The 24,644-nt window shown below is 31.7% G+C and carries 24 protein-coding genes and 1 pseudogene; 2 read left to right on the forward strand and 23 right to left on the reverse strand.

Annotated elements, in window-relative coordinates:
- Positions 1 to 34: 34 nt before the first annotated feature.
- The 5 genes from M4I23_RS05215 to M4I23_RS05235 all read right to left on the reverse strand — a co-directional run bounded on the left by M4I23_RS05215 (position 35) and on the right by M4I23_RS05235 (position 5,302).
- Positions 35 to 1,555, reverse strand: a complete 1,521-nt coding sequence (locus tag M4I23_RS05215; protein ID WP_249753698.1) for an alpha-isopropylmalate synthase regulatory domain-containing protein — start codon at positions 1,553 to 1,555, stop codon at positions 35 to 37.
- 4 nt (positions 1,556 to 1,559) lie between these two features.
- A complete protein-coding gene (gene leuD / locus M4I23_RS05220; RefSeq protein ID WP_158850078.1) occupies positions 1,560 to 2,156 on the reverse strand; it encodes a 3-isopropylmalate dehydratase small subunit in 597 nt (198 codons plus the stop codon).
- Between the two features lie 123 nt (positions 2,157 to 2,279).
- On the reverse strand, positions 2,280 to 3,674 hold the full coding sequence (gene leuC, locus M4I23_RS05225) for a 3-isopropylmalate dehydratase large subunit (protein WP_158850076.1): 1,395 nt from the start codon (positions 3,672 to 3,674) through the stop codon (positions 2,280 to 2,282).
- Between the two features lie 200 nt (positions 3,675 to 3,874).
- Positions 3,875 to 4,258: an acyl-CoA thioesterase gene (locus M4I23_RS05230; protein ID WP_158851857.1), complete on the reverse strand. Its 384-nt coding sequence runs from the start codon at positions 4,256 to 4,258 to the stop codon at positions 3,875 to 3,877.
- A gap of 156 nt (positions 4,259 to 4,414) precedes the next feature.
- The gene (locus M4I23_RS05235; RefSeq protein WP_249753699.1) at positions 4,415 to 5,302 is read right to left on the reverse strand and encodes a DUF72 domain-containing protein; all 888 of its coding nucleotides are present in this window, start codon (positions 5,300 to 5,302) and stop codon (positions 4,415 to 4,417) included.
- Positions 5,303 to 5,454: 152 nt separating this feature from the next.
- Here M4I23_RS05235 and M4I23_RS05240 point away from each other — a divergent pair, with 152 nt between their 5' ends.
- Entirely contained in the window at positions 5,455 to 5,871 is a 417-nt protein-coding gene (locus M4I23_RS05240) for a glyoxalase (RefSeq protein WP_158850072.1), read from the forward strand.
- A gap of 111 nt (positions 5,872 to 5,982) precedes the next feature.
- Here M4I23_RS05240 and M4I23_RS05245 read toward each other — a convergent pair whose 3' ends face one another.
- The 17 genes and pseudogenes from M4I23_RS05245 to M4I23_RS05325 form a co-directional block, all read right to left on the reverse strand.
- Positions 5,983 to 7,377, reverse strand: a complete 1,395-nt coding sequence (locus tag M4I23_RS05245; protein WP_249753700.1) for a glycosyl hydrolase family 8 — start codon at positions 7,375 to 7,377, stop codon at positions 5,983 to 5,985.
- A 100-nt stretch (positions 7,378 to 7,477) separates the two neighbouring features.
- Complete coding sequence (locus tag M4I23_RS05250; RefSeq protein ID WP_158850068.1) at positions 7,478 to 8,161, reverse strand: DUF2461 domain-containing protein; 684 nt, start codon at positions 8,159 to 8,161, stop codon at positions 7,478 to 7,480.
- Between the two features lie 86 nt (positions 8,162 to 8,247).
- Positions 8,248 to 8,805: a hypothetical protein gene (locus M4I23_RS05255; protein WP_249753701.1), complete on the reverse strand. Its 558-nt coding sequence runs from the start codon at positions 8,803 to 8,805 to the stop codon at positions 8,248 to 8,250.
- Between the two features lie 53 nt (positions 8,806 to 8,858).
- Positions 8,859 to 9,767, reverse strand: coding sequence for a mechanosensitive ion channel family protein (locus M4I23_RS05260; RefSeq protein ID WP_249753702.1), 909 nt, complete (start codon positions 9,765 to 9,767; stop codon positions 8,859 to 8,861).
- Positions 9,768 to 9,819: 52 nt separating this feature from the next.
- Positions 9,820 to 10,326: a Dps family protein gene (locus M4I23_RS05265; protein ID WP_249753703.1), complete on the reverse strand. Its 507-nt coding sequence runs from the start codon at positions 10,324 to 10,326 to the stop codon at positions 9,820 to 9,822.
- A gap of 151 nt (positions 10,327 to 10,477) precedes the next feature.
- Positions 10,478 to 11,257 carry a tRNA pseudouridine(38-40) synthase TruA gene (locus M4I23_RS05270; protein WP_158850060.1) on the reverse strand — a complete coding sequence of 260 codons (780 nt, stop codon included), beginning with the start codon at positions 11,255 to 11,257 and terminating at the stop codon, positions 10,478 to 10,480.
- Between the two features lie 90 nt (positions 11,258 to 11,347).
- Positions 11,348 to 12,757 carry a right-handed parallel beta-helix repeat-containing protein gene (locus M4I23_RS05275; protein ID WP_249753704.1) on the reverse strand — a complete coding sequence of 470 codons (1,410 nt, stop codon included), beginning with the start codon at positions 12,755 to 12,757 and terminating at the stop codon, positions 11,348 to 11,350.
- 52 nt (positions 12,758 to 12,809) lie between these two features.
- Entirely contained in the window at positions 12,810 to 13,403 is a 594-nt protein-coding gene (gene hisIE, locus M4I23_RS05280; protein ID WP_249753705.1) for a bifunctional phosphoribosyl-AMP cyclohydrolase/phosphoribosyl-ATP diphosphatase HisIE, read from the reverse strand.
- Positions 13,404 to 13,470: 67 nt separating this feature from the next.
- Complete coding sequence (gene hisF, locus M4I23_RS05285) at positions 13,471 to 14,226, reverse strand: imidazole glycerol phosphate synthase subunit HisF (protein ID WP_249753706.1); 756 nt, start codon at positions 14,224 to 14,226, stop codon at positions 13,471 to 13,473.
- A gap of 13 nt (positions 14,227 to 14,239) precedes the next feature.
- A complete protein-coding gene (gene hisA / locus M4I23_RS05290) occupies positions 14,240 to 14,965 on the reverse strand; it encodes a 1-(5-phosphoribosyl)-5-[(5-phosphoribosylamino)methylideneamino]imidazole-4-carboxamide isomerase (protein WP_158850052.1) in 726 nt (241 codons plus the stop codon).
- Positions 14,966 to 15,032: 67 nt separating this feature from the next.
- Complete coding sequence (hisH, locus tag M4I23_RS05295) at positions 15,033 to 15,614, reverse strand: imidazole glycerol phosphate synthase subunit HisH (protein WP_249753707.1); 582 nt, start codon at positions 15,612 to 15,614, stop codon at positions 15,033 to 15,035.
- Between the two features lie 55 nt (positions 15,615 to 15,669).
- Positions 15,670 to 16,803, reverse strand: a complete 1,134-nt coding sequence (gene hisB, locus M4I23_RS05300) for a bifunctional histidinol-phosphatase/imidazoleglycerol-phosphate dehydratase HisB (protein ID WP_249753708.1) — start codon at positions 16,801 to 16,803, stop codon at positions 15,670 to 15,672.
- Between the two features lie 37 nt (positions 16,804 to 16,840).
- Positions 16,841 to 17,029, reverse strand: a pseudogene (locus M4I23_RS05305) (GIY-YIG nuclease family protein); the annotation flags it as partial.
- A 136-nt stretch (positions 17,030 to 17,165) separates the two neighbouring features.
- Positions 17,166 to 18,212 (reverse strand): histidinol-phosphate transaminase, encoded by a 1,047-nt coding sequence (hisC, locus tag M4I23_RS05310; RefSeq protein WP_249753710.1) that lies wholly within the window; start codon positions 18,210 to 18,212, stop codon positions 17,166 to 17,168.
- Positions 18,209 to 19,492 (reverse strand): histidinol dehydrogenase, encoded by a 1,284-nt coding sequence (gene hisD / locus M4I23_RS05315; RefSeq protein WP_249753711.1) that lies wholly within the window; start codon positions 19,490 to 19,492, stop codon positions 18,209 to 18,211. The genes hisC and hisD overlap by 4 nt, the downstream gene beginning before the upstream one ends.
- 47 nt (positions 19,493 to 19,539) lie before the next feature.
- Complete coding sequence (gene hisG, locus M4I23_RS05320) at positions 19,540 to 20,397, reverse strand: ATP phosphoribosyltransferase (protein ID WP_249753712.1); 858 nt, start codon at positions 20,395 to 20,397, stop codon at positions 19,540 to 19,542.
- Positions 20,398 to 20,773: 376 nt separating this feature from the next.
- Positions 20,774 to 21,589 carry a prohibitin family protein gene (locus tag M4I23_RS05325; RefSeq protein WP_158850040.1) on the reverse strand — a complete coding sequence of 272 codons (816 nt, stop codon included), beginning with the start codon at positions 21,587 to 21,589 and terminating at the stop codon, positions 20,774 to 20,776.
- A gap of 158 nt (positions 21,590 to 21,747) precedes the next feature.
- Between M4I23_RS05325 and M4I23_RS05330 the strand changes: the two genes are divergently transcribed.
- Entirely contained in the window at positions 21,748 to 22,548 is an 801-nt protein-coding gene (locus M4I23_RS05330; RefSeq protein WP_158850038.1) for a universal stress protein, read from the forward strand.
- Between the two features lie 111 nt (positions 22,549 to 22,659).
- Here the strand turns inward: M4I23_RS05330 and M4I23_RS05335 are convergent, their stop codons facing one another.
- A complete protein-coding gene (locus M4I23_RS05335; RefSeq protein WP_306799985.1) occupies positions 22,660 to 24,603 on the reverse strand; it encodes a VWA domain-containing protein in 1,944 nt (647 codons plus the stop codon).
- Between the last annotated feature and the right edge of the window lie 41 nt (positions 24,604 to 24,644).

A 24,644-nucleotide genomic window follows, 5' to 3' on the forward strand; every position in this document is an offset into this window, starting at 1 on the left:
ATTAATTACTAGTCAATTCTTATCTACTAATAACTTAGCTCACAACAATATTCATCATCTTTTCGGTCGCTTTAATAGCCGAAACCGTTTGATCCGAATCCAAACCACGTGTTTTAAACTCTTTATCACTACTCTTCCAAGTAATAATAGTTTCACAAAGCGCATCAGAATTAGATCCTGGTGGTATTCGAACCGCGTAATCTACTAATTTAGGCAAGCTCAATTGTTTCTTTTTAAACACTGTTTTAATAGCATTCATAAAAGCATCAAACTGGCCATCACCATGTGCACTTTCTTCAAAAGTATCACCGTTAATAGTAATAGAAACTGTAGTTGTTGGCTTTAAACCCATAGCATGCGTAAGCACGTAAGCGTTTACTTTTACCTTTTCTTCGTAAGTTCTATCTAAAACATCCGAAATTATATAAGGTAAATCCTCTTTGGTAACTACTTGTTTTTTATCGCCCAACTCAATAATACGTTGGGTAACTTTCTTTAAGTCTTCATCATCAAGCTGAAGTCCTAATTCTTGTAAATTCTTTTGTATGTTAGCCTTTCCAGACGATTTTCCTAAAGCATATTTTCGGGTTCTCCCAAAACGCTCTGGCATTAAATCACTGAAATATAAATTGTTTTTATTATCCCCATCGGCATGTATTCCAGCAGTTTGCGTAAATACATTAGCACCAACAACGGGCTTATTAGCAGGAATCATGAAACCAGAAAAGGTTTCAATAAGCTTACTAATGGTATGCAAAAACTTTTCGTTTACACCAATTTTAATATGAGGCATAAAATCGTTAATAACTGCAACTGTACTAGCCATTGGCGCATTTCCTGCACGTTCGCCCATACCATTTATAGTTAAATGTAGGCCATCGGCTCCAGCGTTTAAACCGGCCATTACATTCGCTACACCTAAATCGTAATCGTTATGGGTATGGAAATCGAAATGTAAATCAGGGTATTTATCCTTAATCTCTTTTACAAAATTATAAGATTCTTCTGGTGTTAATATTCCCAAAGTATCTGGAAGCATAATGCGCTTTACAGCTTGAGTAGATAAAAACTCTAAAAATTCAAAAACATAAGCTTTTGAATTTCTCATACCATTACTCCAATCTTCTAAATAAATATTAGTTTCAATACCTTTTTCGGTAGCCAAATTAATATTTTCTTTTATTTCCGTAAAGTGCTGATTAGGAGTTTTTTTAAGCTGATGTGTTAAATGATTTAAAGAACCTTTTGTAAGCAGGTTTTGTACCGTTGCTCCAGCTTCAAGAACCCAATCAATAGATACGCCATTATCAACAAAAGTTAATACTTCAACAGCACCTAAATAATTGTTTTCTTTGGCCCAATCCGTAACATCTTTCACGGCTTGAAGTTCACCTTCCGACACACGTGCCGAGGCTATTTCAATACGGTCAACCCTTAATTCTTCAAGTAAAAGCTTAGCAATAGTAAGCTTCTCAGAAGCAGAAAACGACACGCTCGAGGTTTGTTCACCATCGCGCAATGTCGTATCCATTATTTCAATTCTTTTTACTACCATTTTTTTAGAAAGGACGAGATTCTGTAAATGTTTCAATCTCACTTTTCATACTTTGTAAATAGTCGATATCATCAAAACCATTTAGCATGTTATCCTTTTTATAGCCATTAATATCAAAAGACTCTTGACTTCCTGTAGAAAGTAAAGTAATAGTTTGAGCTTCTAAATTAATTTCAACTTCCGTTTTTGGATCTGCATAAACAGCTTCAAAAATTTCATTTGCAAATTCTGGACTAATTTGTACTGGTAAAACACCAATATTTAAACAGTTGTTTTTAAAGATATCAGCAAAAAAGCTAGATACCACACAACGAAAACCATAATCGTAAACCGCCCAAGCAGCATGCTCACGAGAAGAGCCCGAACCAAAGTTCTTTCCTCCTAATAAAATTTTTCCTGTGTAAATTGGGTTATTTAATATAAAATCTTCTTTTGGTGTATTGTCACCATTATATCTCCAGTCGCGGAATAAATTATCTCCAAAACCATCACGAGTTGTCGCTTTTAAAAAACGAGCAGGTATAATTTGATCGGTATCAACGTTCTCAATTGGCAATGGAACCACTGTAGTCGTTAATGTTGTAAATTTATCGTATGCCATGTGTTCAGTATTCTGTTTGTTAGTATTTAGTACTTGGCCATCAACTAACAGGTTAATTTTTAATTTTAATACAGCAACAAATTTCAATCTACTTGACTGAAAAACTATTGCCTAACTTCGAACTTATAAAAGCTCTCTAGGATCTGTTACAACTCCAGTAACCGCAGCAGCTGCCGCAACTAACGGACTAGCAAGTAACGTTCTAGATCCAGGCCCTTGACGGCCTTCAAAGTTTCTATTAGATGTACTTACTGCATATTTTCCTGCAGGTACTTTATCATCATTCATTGCTAAACAAGCCGAACAACCTGGTTCTCTTAAAACAAAACCTGCTTCTTCAAAAATGTCTAATAACCCTTCTTTTTTAATTGCAGCTTCAACAATGTGTGATCCTGGTACTAACCAAGCCGTTACATTATCTGCTTTTTTACGTCCTTTAACAATAGAAGCAAATGCTCTAAAATCTTCAATACGTCCATTAGTACAACTTCCAATAAAAACATAATCGATTTTCTTACCAATCATGGATTCATTTTCAGCATAACCCATGTAAGCTAAAGACTTATCATAAGTTGCTTTTCCTCCTTCAACAGATTCCGCAGATGGAATGTTTTTAGAAATACCCATACCCATTCCCGGATTTGTTCCGTAGGTAATCATTGGTTCTATATCTGCTGCATTAAAGTTTAATTCTTTATCGAAAGTAGCACCTTCATCAGTTTTTAAAGTACTCCAATACGTCATGGCTTTATCCCAATCTGCACCTTTTGGTGTTTTTGGTCTTCCTTTAATATACTCGAATGTCTTTTCATCTGGAGCAATCATACCACCACGTGCACCCATTTCAATAGAAAGGTTACAAACCGTCATACGGCCTTCCATGCTCATATTTTCAAAAACATCACCAGCATACTCTACAAAGTATCCTGTAGCACCAGAAGTTGTTAATTGTGAAATAATATATAAACCAACATCTTTAGGAGTAACACCTTTGCTTAATGGCCCATTAACACTAATACGCATTTTTTTAGGCTTTGGTTGCATAATACATTGTGTAGTAAGCACCATTTCTACTTCTGAAGTACCAATACCAAAGGCAATAGCTCCAAAAGCACCGTGAGTAGATGTATGTGAATCTCCACAAACAATAGTAGCTCCAGGAACTGTAATACCATTTTCTGGTCCTACAACGTGAACAATTCCATTATTTTGATGACCTAATCCCCAGTGACTAATTCCGTATTGTTTAGCATTATCTTCCAACGTTTTTAATTGATTAGCCGATAACGGATCTTCAACAGGTAAATGTTGGTTAATAGTTGGTGTATTATGGTCGGCAACAGCAAATGTACGCTCTGGATATAATACGCTTAAACCTCTACTTTTTAAACCTACAAAAGCCACAGGACTTGTAACTTCGTGAATTAAGTGACGGTCTATATACAACACATCTGGTCCATCTGCAATGTCTCGCACTACATGCGAATCCCACACTTTGTCAAATAATGTACTACTCATAAATTTTTTTAATTTTGTATTAAAATAGCTTTAGAGCTATAAGAAAAACAAATTTAGAGTTTATTACAGTATTTCAAAACTTTAAACCCCTTTGTTAGTATATTTTTATAAAATTACCAACGTGAGTGTTATTAATTGAATTTAATGCAACAAATACTTAAAATTGATTATAATTTTTAAAAGAAATTTAAGGCCTCTTTTTACAACCTATCAACCACATATTCGATTTCTGTTTTCCCATGTGGCATTGGCTTTCCGTTCGGGCCAATATTTACCATAACAATGTTGGAAATAGTAATAATGGTTTCATGTGTCATTTTATTTCTAACTTCCGAACTTAGTATCAGTGAAGCCCGACCAAACTTGACAACATTGATACCAATTTCAACAATATCACCTTGTTTTGCAGACGATTTAAAATCGATTTCACTCATAAATTTAGTGACCACTTTTTGGTTTTCTAATTGTATGATGGCATAAATAGCAGCCTCTTCATCAATCCACTCTAATAAGCGCCCTCCAAACAAGGTACCGTTCGCATTTAAATCTTCGGGTTTTACCCATTTTCTACTATGAAATTTCATATTTCTGTTTTTGTCGTCTTTCATTAAAACTTTATTATTATTATTATTATTATTATTATTATTCGATTTATAGCATAAAAGTAACATAACAATTATAACTTGAATATTGTTTGTAATTACTTTTCTTTATTCTTGTATTTGATTTTAATATTTAACTTAAAAGAGAAGTTGCTGTCCATCATCATTTGGAATGGTTAGTGTATATCCCAATTCCTCATTTATCTTTTTTATAAAATATGCAGAAAGCAAAGTCGATTCTTTTTCAATGTTTTGATGAATAAAAAAATCAATTTCTTTAATACCTTGTGTTTTCCATAGTTTTAGCCGTTCTACCCACTCGTCTAATCGTGAATAATCAGAGAAGTGATTAGCTCCTACATAACGTACAAAAGCGGTTGCATTCGTTAAGCGCATGTGTAATAAATCACGTCGACCTGCAGTATCTGTAATCACGTTCGAAATATTATTCTCTTCTAGAAGTTGATATAAATCTTCAGCAACAGTTTTATCATTATACCAATCGGTATGCCTGAACTCCATAGCTAACGGAATATTCTTCGGCCAGTTTTGCGCGAAAGCGATAACGTTATCAAAATCTTTAGGGCTAAAACTACTATGCATTTGCAAAAAGGTAGTGCCTAGCTTTTCTTTTAATTGGGATACATTATATAGATAATTCTCAACATTATTTTGAGTATCATTTAAAACTTTTTTATGACTTATTTCTTTATGCAACTTCGGGAAAAACTTAAAATCTGGAGGCGTTTTATCGAACCAATTTGCAAACTGCTCTGGCGAGAAAAGATTATAAAAAGTAGCATTTAATTCTATTGAATTAAATTGAGAAGCATAATAATTAAGTTCATCTTTTGTTCCACGAGGATAAAAACCTTTTAGGTCTGCCCTATTCCATTTTGCACAACCTACATAAATTTCAGGCACTTTATCATCTTTTACTTTATCTAAAATATACTTGGTATCTATATGATCTTTAGGTAGTGTAAACTCAATATTTCCGGGGTTTATAACGCTACCAAAGTTCATGTGCTTTATTTTGTTTTTCGATTTAAAAATAAAAGAAAATTAATCTGCTATAAAGATAAAAAATTATAAATGTTAATAACCTCGTGGATAATTAAAAATCACAAATCCTATATCGACCTTAATAATCTTTAAATTGAATAAAAATCAAAACTATGAATTCAAGAGACTTTAATTTAAAGAACATTCGTCCAGAGATTTTAACAGCAACTATAAACGATGCCATGTCTGCAGACGAGCGTTTCCAAAACCTTGTGCTACGCCCATGCATTAAAATGCAAAACGATTTATTGATTGCCGCTTTTAGGAATTATATAGTAAAGCATAAATCGATTTTTTACGGTTTATCGTTGGAAAAACGTATGGATTATATGGAAAATGCTATCCAAAAAAATATGAAATTTCGGAATTCTTTAAAAGGGATGATTATTGGCGTTTTTACAGTTGAAGAGTATTTAATTTATACTGAAAACTCGTCGGCTTTAAATAAACGCATGATGAATATTGTGAAAGAAAGATTATTAAGTAATATTCAACTTTTTGAAAAACCAGAATTACTTAAAGCAGTTTAGCACCAAATAAAAGCATAAATTTAGGCGTAGTATTTTTATTCAATTAAAAAAAAGAATTGATTTAAATACACGCTTTTTTTATTTGATATGTTTTTGATAGTAAAATTTCAATTAAGATTTAATAATCTTAAAGTTTTCTCTATCAATATTTAAAAAATACAAACCTGAATTAAATTGACTTAAATCTATTTTTACTTGTAAAGTATTTACTTCCTTAGAAAGTAAAAGTTCACCATTAATTGTATATACATTAATGGTTCTAAGCTTAGATGTTTTAAATAAAATATTTAAATTATCTGAAACTGGGTTTGGATATAATTTAAATATTTTTTGTGTCTCAGATATATTACTCAAAACAGTTTCCGATAAAGCATTATACATGTTTCCAGATAACGCAAACATATATATAGCTCTTAAAGTTGAACCAAAATAAGCGTCTGTAGTTTGAGTTTTTAATTCGGAATAACCGCTATCTACAAAATTTTGACTTGTTGAAGACATTGCTGCAGAGGCATATGCTCCTGTAAAAGTTGGATCTCTATACTCGGTATTCATAGCGACTCCTGCTTGAGAATAACCAGGAAATATTTGATTAAAACCGCCTTGAGCATTTACAAAGCCATTACACAAATTAGTGTAATTAATGGCTTGTAAATCTCCAAACCAAATATAATCTAAAGCTATTCTCCAAGGTGTTCTTGCGGCATTGTAAGCATATGTTTTACCTTCGTAATCAGCCCATGATACTTCGTTTGAATATGTACCATCTGCTTTGCACCAATCGGACACTAAATTATATGATGCGTTATTTATAGATAAATTTGCATTCAAAATGTCGTAACTTTTATCGGTTACAGCATTCCAAAACACGGTATCATTAGAATAAATTCCAAAAACCCTAAAATAACCTGGAGATAAATAAGATATATTGGTATTACTAGTTCCTCCCCAAGCATCACCAGGTTTTAAAACGTAAGTTCCACTTTCTACCTCATGTGTTTTTATAGCACTAATTAAAGTTAAGGCATCATCTTTATAATTAATAGTTCCTGAGTTTCCCCAATGTTTATCTGCAACAATTAAAGCATAAGCTGCATCTAACTCTGCATCGGAAGCACCATTTGATTCAATAACAGAAGTACATTCATTGATTTTCCAATTCATGACTCCATTACTATTAGAAAAATCTTTATAATACAGCCATAATCCGTCAAATAATTCTCTATCATTAGCATAAGCAGAAAGTAACATTCCATAACCAATTCCTTCAGACACTGTTTCTGATGGTGTATCAAATTTTATTCGATACCTCCCATTAGTACATGGTTCTGCAAAAGCATTTCTCCATGCAACATATACATTGTATATATCATTAGATTGAATATTTTTAGGCTGGATTCCATAACTATAATTTGCATTCACAAAACTAATCTGTGATATCTGCGAATTAGAACTTAATGAAACTACAAATGTGAAACAGAAAAGTACGAGGTAATTATTTTTCATATGTTTGGGGCATTAAATTTGTATATACGCTACAAACAATATAAAGGATTTCCCGTATCACTATAAAATGAATAATTAACGCATCTTTTTAGTTGAAGAATTAATTATCTATTAAAGATACCCCATTTAAATCTGTGGTTAACACATCACTCATATAATCAAAATACGGACGAATCACTTTAAATGCAGCACTTACCTCATTTATAAAATTAACATCTAAAACTTCAGCATCGGTATATTTCTTAATAAAAATGTATTGTTTCTTTTTAATTAAATCGATGGCTTTATCCTCTTTATTAAATCCGCGTGGCGCTGTTTTTACTTCATCTCCAACAAAACCTCCCCATGTTTTTTTAAACAACTTTTCACTAATAATCTCACGAATTTCCGAGTCGTCCATTTCAAACTCTTTTCTAATACGCATTAAATCGGCGGGAGCAGGATCCCAAAAACCTGTAGCAATAAAACTTTCATTATTTGGTTTAATTTGTACATGGTAGCCACCACGTAACCTAGGTTTCACTCTTTGGAAAGAACCGCTAAAATGTGTTTTATATGGTAATTTATTTTTAGAAAATCTTACATCTCTGTAAATTCTAAAAATTTTAAGTTTATCAATTTCATCATGTTTGTTTAAAGCTTCTAGAAGCGCATTATAAAATACTTTTATTTCTTTTTGAATGGATTGAAACTCCGCTTTATTATCGCCAAACCATTCGCGGTCATTATTTTTTTCTAACTTTTTTAAATATGTAAAAGCCGATTTCGGCACAGAAACACTCATATATATTACTTTCCTTTTATTGAACATCTAAAATACAAAAAGTCCCGAACGAATCGGGACTTTTATTAATAACTTAACACGACTATCTATTGTAGTTTTATTGGTTTGTATGAAATGGTTTCTATACTTTCCGAATCGGAGTTATAATATTCTACAACAAATTCGCCTTCTTCGGTTAAATACCCAATACCATTATATGTTTCTCCTTTTACAATATAACTGCCAGGATTTTTTGTACTCCAGGCCTTTCCAACAACAACAAACTCATTATCATTATTATCGAAAACAATATTAAATCCACCATCGTTAGGCGAAAATTTAAAATTTTTATCATCGCTTACAAAATGAGTTTCTTTTGATAATAAATCATAATCGGGATCCATATCATCATCTACCATTACCATAGTTTCCACTTTTTTAGTTGAAGCAATCCGTTCCTGATTCACTTTTTCCATATCATCCATAGATAACTCGATGCTAGATGTTTCTCGTGAAATAACTTTTAATTTACTTTCAGTTACTTCTTCTCCATTGTTATATTTAACCGTTTTCTCAATGGTTTCTTCTTTTATGTCTTTAGGCTTTTCTTGCGCCATAGCGGTACCACAAATAAGTAATACAACTATGTATATATAATTTTTCATTGTTTTTATTTTTAAATTTGAATAAATAATTTATCGATAATGATAAATCTACTCTAGTTCTTAGAGAATTCGTTTTTTTGTGATGTTTTGGACGTGTCTACAGACAATTTATTATCGAATTGAAGTGTTCGAATTGGGAAAGGAATATTGATTCCTGCTTTATCATATGCATTTTTAATCGCTATAATAGCTTCTGTTTTAGCATTTAATTTGTCGAGCATGCTTTCTGAGTCAATCCAAAATCGGCATAAATAGTCAATCGAGCTACCACCAAATTCAGTGTAATAAAACTCGACATCATCAGCACTTTTAACTTGATCAAAATTAGCTGCAATTGTTTCTTTTGTTAAGGATTTTACTTTTGCTAAATCGGATTCATACCCAACACCACACTTTAAAGCCACACGCATTCTTGTGGTTAAAGAATAGTTTTTCAAAGCATTTTCTAGAATCAATTTGTTTGGTAGAATCACGATATTATTATCAGCTTCTTTTATAACAAACTCTTTTAAATTGATATCCATAACTTCTCCAGAGTATCCATTAGTTTCTACCCAATTTCCTATCTGTATTTTTTCTCTAAAAGAAAGCGACACACCAGCAACTGTATTGCTTAAGGTGTTTTGTAATGCTAAACCAATAGCTAAACCTGCAACACCTGCTGTAGCCAATAAAGAGGTTAATGTTTTACTTAAATTTAATATACCAAGAGAAATGTATAAACCAATAATGACTAGCATTACCGCTGCTATTCTTGAAATCATGTGTGCAACAGAATCTTGTTGTATACGCTTAGAGACCATTTTATAGGTTAATCTATTTACATATTTTGCAGCAAAATAAGCTGCAATTGATACTAATATTGCTAATGTTAAATTTGGTAAATATTCTATTATAGTTGTAAACCAACCTTCTAGTTTTGTAATAAGGCTACTAAACGCCTCATTAAATGTAGTTTCCATAATTGTTAAGTTTTTATGATTATTAATTATTTTTTAATAATAATTAAATAACCTAACGAACTTCAACAACTTCTTCCTTAATGATTTTAGAAGATTCTTTAGTCCATGCTTCTAGCATCCAACTTGTTTTCTCCAGTTCACGGATATAAGCTCCGATTAAATCGGAAGTTCCTTCATCGGAAGCATTATTAGACTTCTCCATAACTTTCCCCATCTGCTCTAGTAGCAATTTATGATCGCTTAAAACCTCTTCAACCATAGCTTCATCAGACTTAAGAGTTACATTTTGTTTTATAGAAGACGATTTAAGATAATCCTCCAACTGACTCATTGGATGATAGCGTAACGTCAAGATGCGTTCGGCAATTTCATCTATCTTTATAAGTGCATCATTATACATTTGTTCAAACTTTTCATGTAAATCAAAAAAGTTTTTGCCGACAACATTCCAATGGTTGCTGCGTAATTTTTGGTAATAAACGTGGTAATCGGCTAATAAAATATTCAATTCCATCACCACAGGTAATAATTCTTCATCATTCATTTTTAAATAGCTCATAATATATTGTTTGTGTTTCCATTCAATATAAGAGCTATATAAGCGTTCCCAAACCCTTTAACAGGCTTTAACGGTCTTAAGTTTTATTTAACATAAATTAAGTTAAATAAAACTTAAAAAGTTAAAATAATTAAGAATAAAAGACTGAGGTTTAGTCAATGAAATCAATACTTTTCAAAATTAAACCTGAAGCTGGAGCAACGTAATTTATCGCAATATTGTTATCTGGTTTCAAACTATCACGAATATCTTGAAGCGATAATTTCCCCTTACCCAAATCGAAGAGTGTCCCCATCATTAAACGAATTTGATTTCGCATAAATCCTTTACCTTGTACACGCAAAATATATGTTTTTTCTGGAAAATAATTAGCGGTATAAACCGTGTTTTCAATTAATTCACAAGTTATAATCTCTCGTGTATAAACTCCATTATCAGTTGGTTTGTAACAATAAGACTTTAGGTAATTCTCGCCTTCAAAAAGTTTAGCTCCTTCTTTCATTAAATCAATATCTAATTCATCTAGAACCGTCGTCATTATATTAGCGCAAAAAGGATGGCACTTTTCTCCATGAGCGAATAAATATAAGTATTCTTTAATTTTTGAATTTTGAATAATATTGAATTTTGCATCAACCTCTTTAATTTCTAAAGCGCGAATATCTTGTGGTAAATTTCTATTAAAAAGCTCTAAAAAAGCCACTTGATCCTCAATAGGTTCAAATAAAAAAAGTTCAATAGCCGCACATTCCGCAGATACCATAGCATCTGTTCTACCCGAACTTAAACTTTTAAAACGCTTACCTTCTAAGATGAAATTAAACGTTCTATCCACCATTAAATGCAACGTTTTTACATTTGGTTGTTTTTGCCAACCATGAAAACGATAGCCTAAATATTGAATGGTTATGAGATAGAAATATTTTTTCATTACTTATTTTTAAAGTCGTGAAAAATACATTCTTTTTACTAATTATAGTAATATATCTTAGACTACTTTATAAACTAATTTTTTAGAAGGTTAGTTTATCCAACAGCCATCCCAAGGTATATTTGCTTGTAAAGGTATCTCAAAAGCTTCACCGTTATATGTATTTCCAGTTGCAGAACCACTAACTTCTAAAAAACGATAAGCCCAACATGTACTCTCGTGTTCTACACGGTTGTCCTCAAGTGTTAAATTCGTCATTTCTTTAAAAGCCAAATGCCCATTAATCATGTCGTTATTGGTGATTTCTAAATCACCACCTTTGTACATATACATACCACAATTATTTAATGTGTTTTCATAAATATAAGTAGTTGCAGGGTTTGTTTTATCATTATCATTAGAGTACATAATAATTCCATTCCAATTATTAACAGAAACCGTACGCATGGTTATACTGTTATTTCTTATTGTCCAATCTGCATTTTTCCAATACACAATTGGTCCGTCTATATACTGACTATCTTCGCCTTGTGTTAAAATATTATCTTCGAATAAAACATTTTCCCCATCAGTATTTACAACATCTCCACCTCTATTATTATGAAAATAATTCTGTCTAATAGTAATGTTTTGATTTAATCGTCCGGCACCTTCTAAGTCTATACCAAACTGAGGTGAAGTTCCATTTGTGTGATGAATTTCATTATCTTCAATTAAAACATCTGAACTACCAACTAACGAAATACCTTGCCTTCTATTATCCGAAAAATTATTACGCCTAACTGTAATATCTTTTAGCTTTTGTTCTGTATCATCTTTTGGACTTCCAACCATTAAAATACCATCGCCGTTTGCTTTTCCTAAAGTTACATTTTCTACAGTAACAGATTCACTTTCTCCTTCAATACAAATTAAGTGTCCTTCATCATGAGCTATAGCTCCATCACTTTCTCTAGCAGTATATTCATGGTTTTCACGGTCTCCAAGAATGGTTCCTCCAGAAATAACAACATTATATTTTCCACGCACAGCAATAGCGCAATAGTTCCACTTATTATTTGGAGCCATTTCTATTATCGCATTTTCATCTAACAAAAAAGCCATATTACTATCCAATACAATACCGGCTTGATAAATATCATTCCCATATTTACCTATAAGATAATGACCTTCTGGTAGGCAAATTTGGCCATAACCTTCGGAAACCGCCCAATCTATAGCTAGTTGTAAATTATCTGTTGTTTTTTCTGGATTTGAGTTGTTATTTGGAATATCCCATCGGTCCAATTCAATACAATATTTTAAACTTGAAATTTCGCTGTAAGGCATTGTTTCTATGGGAGCCATGGTACCAGAGAACGGATTTGGATTATTTAAATCCGTTGCACTTAACGGTGTATTCTTGTAAGATAAAGAATCATCTGAATCTTCGAAACATGCAAAAACAAAAAAAACACTACATAATAGTAGTGCTGATTTTTTAAGAGTGTAGATTGTCATTATAAGTAGGTTTATATATGCAATTTACGATAAAATGTTAAAAAAAGACGTTTTACTTATGTCTTCCTATTAATTCTTTCTCTATATCTTTTAAAGTGAAGCCTTTTGCTTGTAATAACATTAGATAATGAAACATTAAATCTGCAGATTCATAAATAAACAATTCGTCGTTATTATCCATAGCTTCAATAACCGTTTCCACGGCCTCCTCGCCTACTTTTTGAGCAACTTTATTAATGCCTTTTGCAAATAAACTGGCTACATAAGACTTGTTTGTATCCTTGTTTGCAACACGTTCTGTAATTACATCTTCTAATGTTGAAAAGAAACCGTAATTAGATTTGTTTTCTTCTTTCCAGCACGTATCAGTTCCTGTATGGCAAGTAGGACCAACTGGGTTTACTTGAATAAGTAATGAATCGTTATCGCAATCATTTTTAATATCAACTAAATTTAAAAAGTTTCCACTTTCTTCACCTTTTGTCCAAAGGCGTTGCTTGCTTCTACTAAAAAAAGTAACTTTCTTCGTTTCTAATGTTTTTTGATAAGATTCTTCATTCATATAACCCAACATCAAAACATTTTTTGTTGTTGCATCTTGAATAATTGCTGGAACTAGTCCGTTGCTGTCGTATTTAATGTTCATAATAAAAATTTTATATGGTACTGAAACTTATATCGACACTGCTAAGCACGAGTGTTCAGTATGGCGACTAAAGTCGTACTTGTATATTATTTGCTTTTAATTCTTTCTTTAATTCGGGGATTGGAATTTCACCAAAATGAAAAACACTTGCAGCTAAGGCGGCATCCGATTTTCCAACCTCAAAGGTATCAATAAAATGTTGAACATTCCCTGCACCACCCGATGCTATTATTGGGATATTTAAGGTTTCGGATAATTTGGCTAAAGCTTCGTTTGCAAAACCGTTTTTTGTTCCATCATGATTCATTGATGTGAATAAAATTTCACCCGCACCACGTGTTTCTACTTCTTTTGCCCATTCGAATAAATCAATATCCGTCGGGATACTTCCACCTGCTAAATGCACCTTCCATTGTCCGTCAACTTCTTTTGCATCGATAGCAACCACAACACATTGGCTACCAAATTTGTTTGATAATTCGTTCACTAATTCTGGGCGTTTAACAGCCGAAGAATTAATAGAAACTTTATCTGCACCACAGTGTAATAACTCATCAACATGCTCTACAGAAGAAATTCCTCCCCCAACCGTAAACGGAATATTAACTTGTTCGGCCACACGTAAAACCATATCTAAAGTGGTTCCTCTGCCTTCTAAAGTGGCCGAAATATCTAGAAATACAAGTTCATCCGCTCCTACGTCCGCATATTGTTTTGCGAGTTCTACTGGGTCTCCGGCATCACGCAAATCAACAAAATTCACACCTTTTACAGTACGTCCGTTTTTAATATCTAAGCAAGGAATTATTCTTTTTGTAAGCATTTTGAACGTTTTATTATTTATTCAAGATAAAATTCTCCAATTGTTTTAAGCTAATTTTATTCTCATAAATGGCTTTACCAATTATAGTGCCTTCGCAACCTAATTCGGCTAATTTTGGTAATTCATCAAAAGTTGAAATACCACCACTTGCAATTAATTTTATATTAGGAAGTTGGTTAAGCATTTTTTCATACAAATCGAAAGAAGGCCCTTCTAACATGCCATCCTTAGCGATATCTGTACAAATTACATACTGCACACCTTCTTTTTGATAGTTCTTTACAAAAGGAATTAATTCTTCCTCCGATTCTTCTAACCAACCACTAATGGCTATTTTTTCGTTATTAGCATCGGCGCCTAAAATAATTTTATCTGCACCAAATTTAGATAACCAATTTTTAAAAACGTCAGGTTGTTTTACAGCAATACTTCCTCCTGTAATTTGTCCAGCACCACACTCGAAAGCGATACGTAAATCCTCGTCTGTTTTTAATCCACCACCAAAATCAATTTTCAAACTGGTTTTGCTTGCAATAGCTTCTAAAACCTTATGGTTTACAATATGACTGGCCTTAGCTCCATCTAAATCCACTAAATGTAAACACTCGATACCATGAGCTTCATATTGTTTAGCTATTTCTAAAGGATTCTCATTATATATTATTTTAGTATTGTAATCGCCTTTTGATAAACGTACACATTTACCGTCTATAATGTCTATTGCTGGTATTATTCTCATTATTATTGATTACTCGTTAATAGTTTCTGGTTATTAGTATTAATTCCGCCGTAATTATATAAAGAAATTAAAGGTCTAAAAAGTTTTGTAAAATTTTCGCGCCTTCAATTCCACTTTTTTCAGGGTGAAATTGTACCCCATAAAAATTATTATGCCTCAATGCCGAGGCGTAATTTAATCCATAATCTGTTTTTGCAATAGTTTCTTTACAATGCTCGGCATAATAACTATGCACTAAATACATATATTCATTTTCCTTTAAACCTTTGAATAAATCGGATTTTAAATCCTTAATAACATTCCAGCCCATATGTGGAACTTTTACTGAATGATCAAAGCGCTTTACATCGGTTTGAAAAATGCCAAGTCCTTTAGTATTACCTTCTTCTGTAGTTTTGCACATTAATTGCATCCCTAAACAAATTCCTAAAACAGGTTGTTTTAAATTTGGAATTAAAGATGCTAATCCACTTTCTTTAAGCATTTTCATTGCAGTACTCGCCTCACCAACTCCAGGGAAAATAATTTTATCGGCAGCCAAAATTTCTTCTGGATCATTAGATAAAACAGCATCAACACCTAGCCTTTTAAAAGCAAACTGTATGCTTTTAATATTTCCAGCTCCGTAATTTATTATGACTAATTTCAATTGATTCTTGATTTATACTTCGATCTACTGAAAATAAATCAGCAGTCAAAATTTATTATAACATCCCTTTTGTACTCGGCAAAAACATTTTGTTAGAATCACGTTTTACAGCCATTTTCATTGCCTTTGCAAAAGCTTTAAAAATGCCCTCTATTTTGTGATGTTCGTTTAAACCTTCCGCTTTTACGTTTAGATTACATTTGGCTCCATCTGTAAAAGATTTAAACAAATGATAAAACATTTCAGTTGGCATATCGCCTATTTTTTCACGTTTAAATTCCGCATCCCATTCTAACCAGTTTCTACCACCAAAATCTACAGCAACTTGCGCTAAACAATCATCCATTGGTAAACAGAATCCGTAACGCTCAATGCCTAATTTATTTCCTAAGGCTTTGTTGAATAATTCACCTAAAGCAATCATGGTATCTTCAATAGTATGGTGTTCATCCACATTTAAATCGCCATCCACTTTTACCGTTAAATCCATTGCACCATGACGTCCAATTTGATCTAACATGTGATCGAAAAATGATAAACCTGTATGAATATCATTTTTACCAGAACCATCTAAATTCAACTTAATATAAATTTTAGTTTCATTCGTATTTCTAGTAATTTCTTGAACCCGATCTTTTAATTTAAGAAACTCGTAAATCTCCTCCCAATCATTACTTTCTAATGCAATATAAGAATCTAAGGCTTCACGTTTAACCGTGATTTCATCGGTTCCTAAATGGGTTTCATCATTTATAAAGATCCCTTTAGAACCTAGATTTTTAGCCAATTCTATATCTGTTAATCGATCTCCAATTACAAAAGAATTTTCTAAATCGTATTCATCTGAAAAGAACTTGGTTAATAACCCTGTATTTGGTTTTCTTGTTGGCGCATTATCTTTGGCGTAAGTTTCATCGATATAGATTTCTTTAAACTCAACACCTTCATTTTTAAAAGTACTTAATACAAAGTTATGTATTGGCCAAAATTTCTCAGATGGATTATCAGGCGTTCCCAAACCATCTTGGTTGGTTACCATAATAATTTCATAATCCAATTCTTTACAAATCTTACCTAAAAATTGAAATACTTTTGGGTAAAAAACGAGTTTTTCAAATGAATCAACTTGTTCGTCTGCTGGCTCCTTAATTAATGTGCCATCACGGTCTATAAATAGTACTTTTTTCATATAACTTGTTATAACCCTGAATTTATTTCAGGGTCTTTTAATTAACGATGATACTTTTTAATTCTGGATTGGTTTCTTTTATTAAATTCCATTTCCATTCTTTATGCCAATTTTTTAATTGTTTCTCCCTTACTTTGGTTTCTTTTTTCTCAAAAAATGCTTCAAAATAAATTAAATCAGTCACATTATATTTCTTAGTAAATAATGCTCCGCTTCCTTTTCGATGTTGATTAACTCTTCATTCTAAATTATCAGTATAACCGATATACAACATCGTTCTATTTTTATTTGTTAAAATGCAACAGTAATATATTTCATTTGAACAAACCTCCATCTTTCGTTTATAAGTTCCTGAAACAAGTTCAGGATTTCGAAATTAATAAAAGATTTTTTATTAATTCCTCATTTTCTTCCTTGGTTCCAACCGTAAATCTTAAACAATTTTCACATCCAAACTGCGTGGTTCTATTCCGAACAACAACACCTCTTTCTACCAATTGATTATAACGTTTTGTAGCATCATCAACCTTTGCTAAAATAAAATTAGCATCCGATGGATATATTTTTGATACAAAAGAAATAGTTGCTAAATCTGAAATTAACCTTGTACGTTCTTCAAGAATCGATTTTATTTGTACGCTCGCTAAGTCCTTATCGTTCAAAAGCTCAATTGCTTTTTTTTGACTCAATTCATTAACGTTATACGGCGGTTTTATTGTGTTTAAAACTTTAAGGATTTCTTCGGAAGCATAACAGATTCCAAGTCTAATTCCTGCCATACCATAAGCTTTTGAAAGCGTTTGGGTGATAACTAAATTTGGGAATTCCTCTAATCGTGTTAACCAACTTTTTTCTGTTGAAAAGTCAATATACGCTTCATCTATAACCACTAAACCTTTAAACCCTTTTAATAATTTAAGAACAGATCCATTCGAAAAACTATTCCCTGTTGGATTATTTGGTGAGCATAAAAAGAGTACTTTACTATGAGCATCTGTTGCTGCTAAAATAGTATCTACTTTAGGTTGAAAATCATCTTCCGATAAGTTTACTTTACGTATTTCAACAGCATTTAAATTCGCTAAAACCTCATACATACCGTAAGTTGGCGGTAATGAAATAACATTATCCTGGTTAGGTTCGCAAAAGGCTCTAAAAATTAAATCGAGCACTTCATCACTCCCATTTCCTAAAAGAATTTGCTTTACCGGAATACCCTTAATTTTAGATAACAATGCTTTCACATTTTTTTGTTGTGGATCTGGATATCGATTTACGCCGTTATTGTACGGGTTTTCGTTAGCATCTAAAAACACCATAGCATCACTATTACCTTGAAACTCATCACGTGCTGATGAGTACGGTTTAAGTGCTTTTATTACTGGTCTTATTAAGTTTTGAATATTCATTTCAGATCTTTTAATCGAATTGAAACTGCGTTTTTATGGGCATGCAATCCTTCGGCTTCCGCCATTAACTCGATAGTTTCTCCAATGTTCAGTAAACCTGCTTTAGAAATTTTTTGAAACGTCATCTGCTTTAAAAAACTATCTAAATTTACTCCAGAATATGCTTTACTGAACCCATTTGTTGGTAGTGTGTGGTTGGTTCCCGAAGCATAATCTCCTGCACTTTCAGGTGTATAATCACCGATAAAAACAGAACCTGCATTACGAATACCGCTTACATAGAAATCTTCATTCTTAGTACAAATAATAAAGTGTTCTGGACCATATTCGTTAATCATTTCTAAAGCAAGCTCATGGTTTTCAACATAAATTAACTTCGAATTTGCTATCGCTTTTTCAGCAATCGCTTTACGCGGAAGCACCTCTAATTGCTTTTCAATTTCAGTTGAAACATCTTTTATAATTTCTTTTGAAGTTGAAACCAAAATAACTTGGCTATCTGTACCGTGTTCTGCTTGACTTAACAAATCTGATGCTATGTATGAAGCATTAGCATTATCATCTGCAACAACCAATAATTCACTTGGTCCAGCAGGCATATCTATAGCAACACCGTGTTTTGTGGCTAATTGCTTAGCAACCGTAACAAACTGATTTCCTGGTCCAAAAATTTTATATACTTGTGGTATTGTTTCTGTTCCAAAAGTTAAACCTGCAACCGCTTGAATTCCGCCAACTTTAATAATTTTAGTGACACCGCATAAATTTGCAGCAAACAGAATTTCTGGAGCTAACGCTCCTTTTTTATTAGGTGGTGAACATAACACAATCTCCTTACAACCTGCAATTTGTGCAGGAACAGCTAACATTAAAACCGTTGAAAATAATGGTGCAGTTCCACCTGGAATATATAAACCAACCTTTTCTATTGGACGTTTTTCTTGCCAGCATGATACACCATTGGTTGTTTCTACTTCAATTTTTGATGTTTGTTGTGCCTTATGAAAAACTTCAATATTATGTTTAGCGCTCTTTATAGCATTTTTAAGATTTTCAGGAACCACTTTTATAGCATCTTCAATCTCTTTTGTAGAAACAATATTCGACTCTAAATCTATACCATCAAAACGAATGGTGTATTCTTTAATAGCCGCATCACCTCGATTAATAACATCTTGAAACACATTAGTTACAGTACCTTCAATATCGTTTACAGTTTGAGTTGGACGTTTTAAAAGGTCCTTCCAATCCGCTTTATTTGGGTTATTTATTATTTGCATGTTCTTAATAGTATTAGATTCTGAAACAAGTACAGAATGACAACAAATTATAGTACCATTTTTTCAATTGGACAAACTAAAATACCTTGGGCTCCGTTTGCTTTTAATCCTTCAATAATATTCCAAAAATCGTTTTTTGGAATTACCGAGTGTACTGAGCTCCATCCTTCTTGCGCTAATGGCAATACAGTTGGGCTTTTCATTCCTGGTAATAATGAAATAATAGCGTCTAGCTTATCATTTGGAGCGTTTAACAATACATATTTTGAGTTTCTTCCTTTTAAAACCGATTGAATTCTAAATTGAATAGTATCTAAAATTGCTTGTTTTTCTTCGCTTAAAATTGGTGAAACTGCTAAAACAGCTTCAGATTTTAAAATAGATTCAACCTCTTTTAAATTATTTTTAAAAAGGGTACTTCCACTAGATACTATATCGCAAATAGCATCGGCTAAACCTATGTTTGGTGCTATTTCAACCGATCCGTTAATAATGTGAATATTAGCTTTTACACCGTTTTTATCTAAATATTGTTGTACAGTATTTGGATACGAGGTTGCAATACGCATACCATCTAAATCTTTTATGCTATTATAATCGGCATCTTTTGGCACGGCAATACAAACACGACATGAAGAGAAACCTAATTTCTCAGCAACGTTAATACCTTCACCTTTTTCGATTAAAACGTTCTCTCCGATAATGGCGGCATCTACCACACCATCTTTTAAATATTGAGGAATATCACCATTTCTCAAATAAAATACTTCAACAGGGAAATCCCTTGCCGAGGCTTTTAATTGATCTTTACCATTATCGATAGAAATACCGATATCTTTTAAAAGTGACATTGAGTCTTCGTTTAGACGTCCTGATTTTTGTACTGCAATTCTTAATTTACTCATTTTATTGTTTTTATGAGTTTGAAACAACCTCACTGGTTTTAAAAAAATAAACCCGCTTGATTGGCTCAAACGGGTTTAAAAATATGTCGATTTTATTCAATACATTTTCAGTTCGCTTGAAAGCAAATATGAAAATGATGATGTATTTGAATAAAAGTCATGTCTTTGTTTTATTAACACTACAAATATGCAAAATATATGTTTAAAATGCCAAACAAATAAGAAATAAATTCTTAATATTTATGCATTCTTTAATTTTGTTTACAAATGATTAATTAATCTTCAAAAGAAGCTTTAAAATATTGAATTGTTTTATTTTAAACTTAACAAACCTAATCATTTATTTTACTTCTAAGTTGTGTTAAAATCAAATCGATTATTGATTTCCTAAAATAAGAGGTAAACCACTATCTCCAGAACCAACAACAATAATTTTACTATTAGGTGACTGTGCTAATGTAATAGTTGCATCAATACCTTTGTCTTGTAAAATTTTATCAGTTAACGAAGCGCTTAAAATCCTATTAGATTCCGCTTTACCTTGAGCTTCAATAATTACTTTTTCGGCTTCTTTGGCTGCTGTAACTAACTTAAATTCATATTCTAAAGATTCTTGCTCTTGTTTTAATTTACGCTCAATAGCATCTTTAATTGTAGATGGTAATGTAACGTCACGAACCAAAACTTCATTCAATTGAATAAATTGATCTTTAACGTAATTTCTAGTTTCTTCAAATATTTCTTGTTGAATAGCATCACGCTTACTAGAATATAATTGCTCTGGTGTATAACGACCAACTACACTTCTAGCAGCAGATCTAATTGCAGGAAGCAATACACGCTCTTTATACATTTCACTTTTCTCTTGGTGTAGTCTACCTAAGTTTTTAAAATCTGGTTGAAACCAAACCGATGCTTCAAGCTGAATATCTAATCCATTAGACGACAAAACATTCATTTTTTCTAGAATTTCTTGTTGTCTTACTTCATAAACAAAAACCTTATTCCAAGGAGCTACAACGTGAAATCCTTCACCCAAGGCTGGCTCATCGACAACCACACCTTCTCCAAAAGTTTTAAATAGTACTCCAGCTTCTCCAGAACCAATGGTTACAGCAGATTTAGACAATACAATTACTAATACAACCGCTGCAATGATGAACGGGAATGCTATTTTAGGGAATTTTTCCATTTTTATTATTTAGTTAAGTTGTAAATATACGGTATTTAAACAGTTTCAACGAATTTACCCACCATAATATAGACGTGAAATGAGTGTTAAAACCCTTGAGGTTGACGGTTTAAATTCGTACTTTTATTCTACTTTATACACCACTAAATTTTAACAGAATGAAAACAATTATAATATCATCAGATTTTTCTGAAGAAGCAAAAAACGCGACTAAATATGCCATTGGGATTGCAAAAAAAATCGAAGCTAAATTAGTTCTTTTTCACCTACATATCGTTTCTGTTCACGCTGTTCAGGCTAGGTTACCCTATAAAGATATTCTAAAATCAATAGATTACGCAAAAACAAAAGTAGAAGATCGTGTTAAAAAACTTTCGGAAACCTATGATATTGACATCAAAGTTGATTTTGCTATGGGAGGATATTTTCAACAATTAAAACGAGCTATAGCAGAGCACCATGCAGATATGATGGTTATGGGTATGCATGTAAAAAGCATAGAAAATGATTTATTAGGTAGTACAACATCAGAAGCTATAAACAAAGTACAAATTCCTATTTTAGCCGTTCCAGTTAAGGCTGAATTTAAAGATGTTCAAAAAATATTATTTGCATGTGATCTTGAAAAAGGTATTACAACTAATATTGTAAAAGAAATTAAAAAAACAACGAAGAAGTTTAATGCCGAATTGAGGGTTTTACATGTTAACGATAAAATAACTGAATTGAAAAACAATAAAGAGATTCTAGAACCTTTAGAAGAGGTTTCTTATTTCTACAAAAGCGTTCAATCTGAAGCTGTTATAGACGAAATTAAAAATGAAATGATAGAGTACAAACCAGATATACTAATAATGATTCCTTACGAATATGGATTTTGGTCATCATTAATTCATAAAAGTAAAACCCGAATGATGTCTTCTGGATTAGATATTCCTTTACTTTCCATTCATGCTTAATTAAAAAAAGTAGAGTAATTATTTAAATTAAAATTAAAAAAAGAGAAGTGTTTCTTTCATATAGCTGAAGAAATACTTCTCTTTTTTTATAGTTTAACTCAGTTGATAAATTTACACTAATCCACTATACTTTCTTAAAAACCATTCTACGGTCAAGCTTAATGCAATTATACCTAATAGGTATTCCCAATCAATTAAAGGGAGACTATTATTATGGCTTTTCTGAATGGCTTGATATCGATTATCGTTTAGTAAATCGTTTAGTAAATCGTCAGAATTATCAATAAAATAACTATTACCATTGCTGTTAGTTGCTAATTGTTGCATCTTAGAATAATTGGCATTTAAAAACTGTTGTTCAACATTATATTGTAAAATTTGAAAACTACCAGATTTAGATAAGTTTTCATTTGTTGAACTTACCGTAAAACTATATTCAGAAGGAATCAAACTGCTTAAATCAACTTGATAATTATTGTTTTTAAGAATTAAAGGAAGGTTTTTTTCTTCTTTTGAAACTTTATCAATTAGTTTAATTTGAAGACTTTCTCGAGCATCAAAAACATAGTTTTTATCAAAGAACTCAGCCTTAATAGTAATATTTCCGCTTCCATTATAAAAAGACTCATAATCGACATTTAAACGACTTCTCTTTTTATTTGAAGCCAAGTATTGAACTATTTTTCCAAAAAAATCATCGAACTGAGTAAAAGATTTTGAATTCAAGAAATTCTGCGAACGCCACTTCCAAATATTTTCTCCAAAAAGAACAGCTTCCCTCCTGCCATTTGTTTCCAATGTAGCCAATAAGGGTTCTTTAATTGAAATACCATTTACATTTTTATATAATATAGTTTGAAAAGGAACAGCAAAAACCACCGATCCATAATTTGATTTTAACGGCGGAAATGATTCAAAATTGATATCATCAATTAAAAAAGGTGAATAGTTAATATTTAATTCAGCTTGATAATTTTCAGTTTGATCCGTTATTTCGTGATCAAACGTTTTATTGTTTTCATTTAGAAAATTTAGGTCTGTTTTACTACCTTCTATAATTAATCTGTTCTTATTTTCAGCATTTAAAAGAACTAACAACTCTTTAAACTTATTATTTGGCTGATAAAGTATAACTAATTGAAAATCATTTATTTTTGAAATTATTTCTTTTGGATCTAAAAACGAAACCGTACTACGCTCATTACTTTCAATAGCTTTTTTAAGACTTCCTAAATCGGGATGCGAAAAGGTTGAAACTATGGCTATATTTGTTTTCTGATCGATTACTTCTACTGCGAAGTTTTTAGAATTATTAACCTTATTTTTTTCATTATCAATTGGAATTAATGTTGCTTTATAAACACTAACGCCAACACGCGATGTTGGTAGATTAAAATTAATAATTGTTGAATTGTTGTTTTTCGAAAACACTACGTTTTTAGAAAACACAACTGTATTTCCTTTTTTTACAACAAACTTAGAAGTTACATTTCCGTTACCACTATAAACTACAATAGCTTCAACAGGAAACTTATTTTTTAAATAAGCATATTTATTAACGTTGAGTTGTTGAATTTTTAAATCAACATATGTTATGGTATCTCCTAAAATTACAGGATAAATTGGCTGTTTATATATTGAACTAGCAAACTCGTAATCGTTTCCAAGTGTTTGATTTCCATCGGAAATTAATACGGTAGGAGAATTACTAGTTTTATAAATTTGAGATAACTGAATAAAAGCTTCATTTATATTAGATTTCTTCTCTAAAAATGTTAGTGAATCTGAAGCTTTAAAGGTTTCTCCAAAGGTGTAAAATTCGAGATTGAATTTATTTTTTAATGCTGTATTATCCGTTATAGTTTCAACTAAAGCCATAACTTTTTCAGTTTGATTTAAATGCTTTATAGAGTTTGAATTATCTACCGCAATCACCAAATTTGGCTTTTCTGTAGTAAATGTTGTTTGATTAAATTTTGGGTTTATTAATAAAACAAGTATTGAAAAAATAGTAATAAAGCGCAAAAAAGCGAAAAGCATGTTCAGTTTAGACATGCTTTTCGTTTTATAAATATACTGGAAAAGTGCCAGTAAAA

It is taken from the genome of Algibacter sp. L4_22 (assembly GCF_023473045.1).
Classification (GTDB): domain Bacteria; phylum Bacteroidota; class Bacteroidia; order Flavobacteriales; family Flavobacteriaceae; genus Algibacter.

What these genes read in the sequence shown, in the direction of transcription:
- M4I23_RS05215 (WP_249753698.1), bottom strand. Translation starts at nt 1,555, where the DNA reads ATGGTAGTAAAAAGAATTGAAATAATGGATACGACATTGCGCGATGGT.
- leuD (WP_158850078.1), bottom strand. Translation starts at nt 2,156, where the DNA reads ATGGCATACGATAAATTTACAACATTAACGACTACAGTGGTTCCATTG.
- leuC (WP_158850076.1), bottom strand. Translation starts at nt 3,674, where the DNA reads ATGAGTAGTACATTATTTGACAAAGTGTGGGATTCGCATGTAGTGCGA.
- M4I23_RS05230 (WP_158851857.1), bottom strand. Translation starts at nt 4,258, where the DNA reads ATGAAATTTCATAGTAGAAAATGGGTAAAACCCGAAGATTTAAATGCG.
- M4I23_RS05235 (WP_249753699.1), bottom strand. Translation starts at nt 5,302, where the DNA reads ATGAACTTTGGTAGCGTTATAAACCCCGGAAATATTGAGTTTACACTA.
- M4I23_RS05240 (WP_158850072.1), top strand. Translation starts at nt 5,455, where the DNA reads ATGAATTCAAGAGACTTTAATTTAAAGAACATTCGTCCAGAGATTTTA.
- M4I23_RS05245 (WP_249753700.1), bottom strand. Translation starts at nt 7,377, where the DNA reads ATGAAAAATAATTACCTCGTACTTTTCTGTTTCACATTTGTAGTTTCA.
- M4I23_RS05250 (WP_158850068.1), bottom strand. Translation starts at nt 8,161, where the DNA reads ATGAGTGTTTCTGTGCCGAAATCGGCTTTTACATATTTAAAAAAGTTA.
- M4I23_RS05255 (WP_249753701.1), bottom strand. Translation starts at nt 8,805, where the DNA reads ATGAAAAATTATATATACATAGTTGTATTACTTATTTGTGGTACCGCT.
- M4I23_RS05260 (WP_249753702.1), bottom strand. Translation starts at nt 9,767, where the DNA reads ATGGAAACTACATTTAATGAGGCGTTTAGTAGCCTTATTACAAAACTA.
- M4I23_RS05265 (WP_249753703.1), bottom strand. Translation starts at nt 10,326, where the DNA reads ATGAGCTATTTAAAAATGAATGATGAAGAATTATTACCTGTGGTGATG.
- M4I23_RS05270 (WP_158850060.1), bottom strand. Translation starts at nt 11,257, where the DNA reads ATGAAAAAATATTTCTATCTCATAACCATTCAATATTTAGGCTATCGT.
- M4I23_RS05275 (WP_249753704.1), bottom strand. Translation starts at nt 12,757, where the DNA reads ATGACAATCTACACTCTTAAAAAATCAGCACTACTATTATGTAGTGTT.
- hisIE (WP_249753705.1), bottom strand. Translation starts at nt 13,403, where the DNA reads ATGAACATTAAATACGACAGCAACGGACTAGTTCCAGCAATTATTCAA.
- hisF (WP_249753706.1), bottom strand. Translation starts at nt 14,226, where the DNA reads ATGCTTACAAAAAGAATAATTCCTTGCTTAGATATTAAAAACGGACGT.
- hisA (WP_158850052.1), bottom strand. Translation starts at nt 14,965, where the DNA reads ATGAGAATAATACCAGCAATAGACATTATAGACGGTAAATGTGTACGT.
- hisB (WP_249753708.1), bottom strand. Translation starts at nt 16,803, where the DNA reads ATGAAAAAAGTACTATTTATAGACCGTGATGGCACATTAATTAAGGAG.
- hisC (WP_249753710.1), bottom strand. Translation starts at nt 18,212, where the DNA reads ATGAATATTCAAAACTTAATAAGACCAGTAATAAAAGCACTTAAACCG.
- hisD (WP_249753711.1), bottom strand. Translation starts at nt 19,492, where the DNA reads ATGCAAATAATAAATAACCCAAATAAAGCGGATTGGAAGGACCTTTTA.
- hisG (WP_249753712.1), bottom strand. Translation starts at nt 20,397, where the DNA reads ATGAGTAAATTAAGAATTGCAGTACAAAAATCAGGACGTCTAAACGAA.
- M4I23_RS05325 (WP_158850040.1), bottom strand. Translation starts at nt 21,589, where the DNA reads ATGGAAAAATTCCCTAAAATAGCATTCCCGTTCATCATTGCAGCGGTT.
- M4I23_RS05330 (WP_158850038.1), top strand. Translation starts at nt 21,748, where the DNA reads ATGAAAACAATTATAATATCATCAGATTTTTCTGAAGAAGCAAAAAAC.
- M4I23_RS05335 (WP_306799985.1), bottom strand. Translation starts at nt 24,603, where the DNA reads ATGTCTAAACTGAACATGCTTTTCGCTTTTTTGCGCTTTATTACTATT.